This window comes from Schlesneria paludicola DSM 18645 (assembly GCF_000255655.1).
GTDB classification, from domain to species: domain Bacteria; phylum Planctomycetota; class Planctomycetia; order Planctomycetales; family Planctomycetaceae; genus Schlesneria; species Schlesneria paludicola.
Genome location: NZ_JH636434.1, coordinates 1032137 through 1036668, shown reverse-complemented (window position 1 = coordinate 1036668; position 4532 = coordinate 1032137). Strand labels below are relative to the sequence as shown.

Genomic DNA, 4532 nt, shown 5'->3' with positions numbered 1-4532 from the left:
CAAAGAGACCGTCTCGATCGGAATCAGGTGTGTTGTAGGAGCTTCCGTGAGACCGACCGCCGCCTGAAGATCGTGGGGGTTGCCGGTCGTCGCTTCGAAGGTGCCGTGACGAGCAAAATTCTGTCGCCCCTCGCGCGACGAAGGAGGTGCCGAAGCCACACTGACCAATGTTCCTGCAACGAAACATTTGCCTTCCTCAATGCACTTCACAACCTTCGTTACTGCGGTTCCTGCTTCGTCTGACTTCCCGAACAATCTCATGATCGATTTGCCGGCAGACGCGGCAAAGTCAGCACCTTTCGAGACCACTTTGCGTACTAACGCCACCGCTTGTGCGGCATCGCCGGCGAAGGGGACGGCCGCCCCGGCACTGAGTCCTGCGTCGAGGTAGTTGCCGCGGCCCAAATGGATGCCGCTATTGATGATGTCGGGGATGGCGCCGAAGACGGGTATGAAGCCCGCGACATCCAGGGTCAACTGGATTCCGTCTAAGACCGCCTCGAAGTTGCGGATGACGAATCCACCGACCTCGCTCACGCCGTACGAGATCTGATCCACGATCCAGACGGCGGTGTTCATTGCCGTATCGATGCCAGACGAGATCCAACTGGCGAGGGTTTCCCAGTAGGTTTGTGGCGCCTGATCCTCATTTAGACCGAAGGTCGCGTCCGGGATGGATGCGGGACTGCTGGCATCCATCGGCACGGACCGGAATGCGAAGCTGGTATAGCTGAGTTAGTGGGGCGGCAGGGTTTCTTGCGTAGCATACTTGTACTGCTGTTGTTCCCCCTGATCGCTGGTTGTGGTGGTCGTGGACGTTCCGGCCGACGGCGATGAGGACACCAGCGACGTCCACTGATCGGAAACGCTTTTGCCTCCCGAGAACTGGCTGGCTCGGAATCCATTGCCAAGCCAGGCCCCTTCGCTCGTACGGCGGAGATTGACAACAGCCTCCGTTGAGGAGTTCGTATTGAACGACTCGGAATAGCATTCCGTCCTGAATGCCCAATGTGTACGAGCCACTCGCCGACTTCGCATAGGCCGACGATGAGGAACTCGTCAGCAGTCCACCGCCCGAGTACGACCGAACGCCGTTTGAATAGGTCGAAGCAACTTACGCAGAATCCGGGTTTCATCCGAACAATATTCGCCACAACCATCGTTCAGAAAATACTTTGTATCGATGGCGACGCCATGTGGCGTCGCCAAAGATGCTGTGTCCCCGCGGTCCTTCTTCCGCCTGCCGAGGCCCTCTACGCCCATGGGAGCGCGTCTGCGCACAAAAAACGAATCTGTATTACAGCAAACGATTCTCTCCCCTAGAAAACGTCTTTCGCCCCGACCTGTCGCAGTTGCAAAGACGAATCCCGCGTCGTTCGTAGTTGCAATCATGCACTGTCCCCATCGTCTACCCCCTACCACCGGTTCGCGCAGGAGGCGGAAGGGATAGGGGAATTCCGACCGATGCTGACGGCGAGGAGAATCAACACCACCGGCCTGGAAAACATTTTCTGCTTCTCATCGGCTTGACAATCCCTTCTTCATAGATGTCCCCATGGCTCGTTCCTCACCGTGTAGAAATCGAATCCGCAAGACAATTCGATCTTGTTAAGTTGTTCTATTTTCTCATCATTCCCAGCATTGCGTTCCAGAAGCCAATAAATGGTGAGCCTGGTTCGGTTTCAAACATAAGCTCTTGATCACTTCGAGTTGTGACTGCGAACTTCTGCGACGTGTACTTGATCGTCCCGGCTGTGTGGGGATCGGCCAAATCACTTGGAACGCAAGTCTTGACTTCACTCCAAGGCAGGGCTACGTGCTGACCCTGAAAGGTAAAAACCAAGCGGTTTGTTGTCATGAGAACCCAGGAATCCATTGAATTGTAGGAGGCGATTATTGGGAGCTCATCTGGTTCAATCAAATATTGTTTCAAAAGTGATTGAACAGTTGATGTCAGCTTTTCAAATGAATTGGTTGTATTAGTTGCACCATTAGACTTTCCAAATATGTGCAATATCCTAGTGCGAAGTGCGTTCGGTGAAAGCATCTCAATACCTTATGTTGTCATAAGAGTCTAGTTATTTCGTATTTCCCAATGCCATTCTCGATTGCTGATTCACCGATTTTTACAATTGTGAATCCGAATCTTTTTAAGATTCTCGGGTTAGTGAGCTGTTCGTTGACAATATCTGCGACAATTGTGAGTTGCTTAGCGCCAGCAGCACTCGCCTCGTTTACAAGTGCCGAAACCAGCTTCGCCGGACTGGTTCCAACTCCGCCGCCAAGGGCTGCTATGCGGCGCACGAATGAATTGCCGATTAGTTGTTTTGTTCCGAAGAGCACATAGCCTTCGATACTCTCAAAAATGGGCTGAACGGCATTCCGCAACCTGCCTGAATCGCTACCGTCACCGGGATTAACGGAGCAAGGATTGCTGTTGTGTACAAGGATTCCGGCCTGCGTGACTTCATAGACATGTTCGCCGCGTACTTCGATATTGTAAAGTGGGACTGATTCGTTTCGGGCCTCGACAGACTTGACCGTAATCCAGCCTTCGCGGCCTAATGGCGGGTGACCAGATGGGATGCGATTTCGAGCCTTCCAGGGTATCGCCTGTATCGAACGTCATCCGCACCGTCTCGTCGGCTCTTCGGGTCACGAAACGGCCCGTCACGACTTCTCCGTCGCCCGTGCAGAGTGAGGGGCACGGGCTGACTGCCGTGATTTCCGCAATTCCATTCAGCTCCAGTTCGGTTGAGAAGACTTTGAAGATGCTGCCGATTTCCAGATGGCTCGATGCAACCCAGTTTCGAGGCCGGAGCAATTCGGCGTCAACGATTCCGCCATCCGTCTTCCGCCACTCCATCGTCAACCGGCCCCAACTCGAGTCGTCAAGCTCCGGCCATTCATAATCGTATTCTTCAGGGCGGGGATTCTTCGTTGGAGTCCGGGCGCGGAGTGGCGCAGCCATAAGGCGCGGAGAGTTTAAGCTAGGCGAGGCCTCTACCTGTCGTGCAAATCAGCTCACACCGGAGATCAAGTCAGGTTCGTGATTTCACAGGCTTGCTCTCACTCGGACAGCGGCACGGATGGATGTGAGCGATACCGCCAACTCAACGAATCGGCTTGTACACGGTGTGAAATGCGAGCGATGAAGCCGACTCATTTGACAGACGCGGAAATCGTCAAGAACAGAATTGAAAGAGCAATATCAAAATGAAGTGATGCCCCCAACCTCCTGTCGCTTCGCGACCCAGGTAGAGCGACTGCGCTCTACCTGGGCCACCCCGCGAATCCATCATGGTTCATAGTCGCAATGATGCACTGTCCCCATGGTCTTCACTCGCTATAGGGAAATGCGCACTAGGTTATCCACCGACGATTTCAGAACACGTTAATAATACTCATCCGAAGTGACTCCTTCGAAGGCTGTACAGGTCCGACAAGTGCTTCAAAGATAATCTGTGATAATTTCTTAAACACCATCGGATTGGAGCCAACGGAGCCTCGAGCAGCAACGTCAATAGTCAATCGAGCATTCGGCAAATCGAACATTTGCCGGGCAACACACTCTTCGAACGACTTGGTGACTACAGGAAGGTACTCATCAGAAAGTCCAATCCGCAATTCGTCAGAATCGGTCGACACCAACGTACTTGGAAATAGACATCCGTCTTCCATAGAAGAATTCACAATAATATCGAATCCTCCTTCACTTGATTCGATCTTTCCGCCAAGCAAGCCGTACATCGTGAATCCCATGGGAATTGCAATTTCAATTACAATTCGCCGTTCATCAACGATTCCCGTTCTCCTTGCCTCAAATTTTCGACTGCAGAAAGACGGAGAATTATTGGCTTCAATTGGTGAAGCATTGATCCAAACGCGTGCATTTCGATATTTCTCAAGTGCGAATTCAAAGACGCTCATTGGATCCCCCAAAAATTCCGCCAATTCTTGTTAAACCAGTCAGGCAATGCCTTAATAACGGATGGATGATAGACACTGTACGGTGACACGCCGTACTTGACCAGGGCGGCTGTGTGCGCTGCATCGTACGAAAGCCCTTTAAGCATTTTCGTGGCCTCGGCCAATTCGTGCATGTAAAAACTTGCATCGGCCCCCGTAATCTTCGTTCCATTCGCCATTGCAGTTCGCAATCGTTTGATCATCATGACATTTTGCTCGATATATCCGAATTGAGCCAAGTGGTTGTCCACGATGTCCAAGCCCTTCTGAGTAACCCTGACAGTAGTCGATTCGAACAAACCTAGGCCGCTTCCGCCCCCCAGCGCCCCTGGATTGAACGCTCCCGTCGCTCCCTTCCTGGCCGCATTTGCGACGTCTGACACTTCATCGACATCGTCGATTTTCCCGAACAATTTCATGATCGATTTGCCGGCCGAGGCGGCAAAGTCTGCCCCTTTCGCGGCCACCTTGCGGACCATTGCCACGGCTTGTACGGCATCTCCGGCGAAGGGGACTGCCGCCCCGGCACTGAGTCCTGCGTCGAGGTGGTTTCCGCGGCCCAG

General features: G+C 52.9%; 5 protein-coding genes and 2 pseudogenes. All 7 read right to left on the bottom strand.

The features are described 5' to 3' along the window. A pseudogene (locus tag OSO_RS51305) lies at positions 1-699 on the bottom strand (hypothetical protein); the annotation flags it as partial. 36 nt (positions 700-735) lie between these two features. Beyond that, positions 736-1023 (bottom strand): hypothetical protein, encoded by a 288-nt coding sequence (locus tag OSO_RS0104980; RefSeq protein ID WP_157605038.1) that lies wholly within the window; start codon positions 1021-1023, stop codon positions 736-738. A 595-nt stretch (positions 1024-1618) separates the two neighbouring features. Continuing rightward, positions 1619-2047 (bottom strand): hypothetical protein, encoded by a 429-nt coding sequence (locus OSO_RS0104970; RefSeq protein ID WP_157605036.1) that lies wholly within the window; start codon positions 2045-2047, stop codon positions 1619-1621. 17 nt (positions 2048-2064) lie between these two features. Then, a complete protein-coding gene (locus OSO_RS0104965) occupies positions 2065-2388 on the bottom strand; it encodes a hypothetical protein (RefSeq protein WP_010582390.1) in 324 nt (107 codons plus the stop codon). A 79-nt stretch (positions 2389-2467) separates the two neighbouring features. Beyond that, positions 2468-2971, bottom strand: a complete 504-nt coding sequence (locus OSO_RS50605; protein ID WP_010582389.1) for a hypothetical protein — start codon at positions 2969-2971, stop codon at positions 2468-2470. A 413-nt stretch (positions 2972-3384) separates the two neighbouring features. After that, positions 3385-3930: a hypothetical protein gene (locus OSO_RS0104955; protein ID WP_010582388.1), complete on the bottom strand. Its 546-nt coding sequence runs from the start codon at positions 3928-3930 to the stop codon at positions 3385-3387. Next, a pseudogene (locus OSO_RS51690) lies at positions 3927-4532 on the bottom strand (hypothetical protein); the annotation flags it as partial. The pseudogene OSO_RS51690 and the gene OSO_RS0104955, both read right to left, overlap by 4 nt.

Bases quoted from the DNA above. Each gene is read 5' to 3' on its own strand.
- OSO_RS0104970 (WP_157605036.1), bottom strand. From the start codon at position 2,047: ATGCTTTCACCGAACGCACTTCGCACTAGGATATTGCACATATTTGGA.
- OSO_RS50605 (WP_010582389.1), bottom strand. From the start codon at position 2,971: ATGGCTGCGCCACTCCGCGCCCGGACTCCAACGAAGAATCCCCGCCCT.
- OSO_RS0104955 (WP_010582388.1), bottom strand. From the start codon at position 3,930: ATGAGCGTCTTTGAATTCGCACTTGAGAAATATCGAAATGCACGCGTT.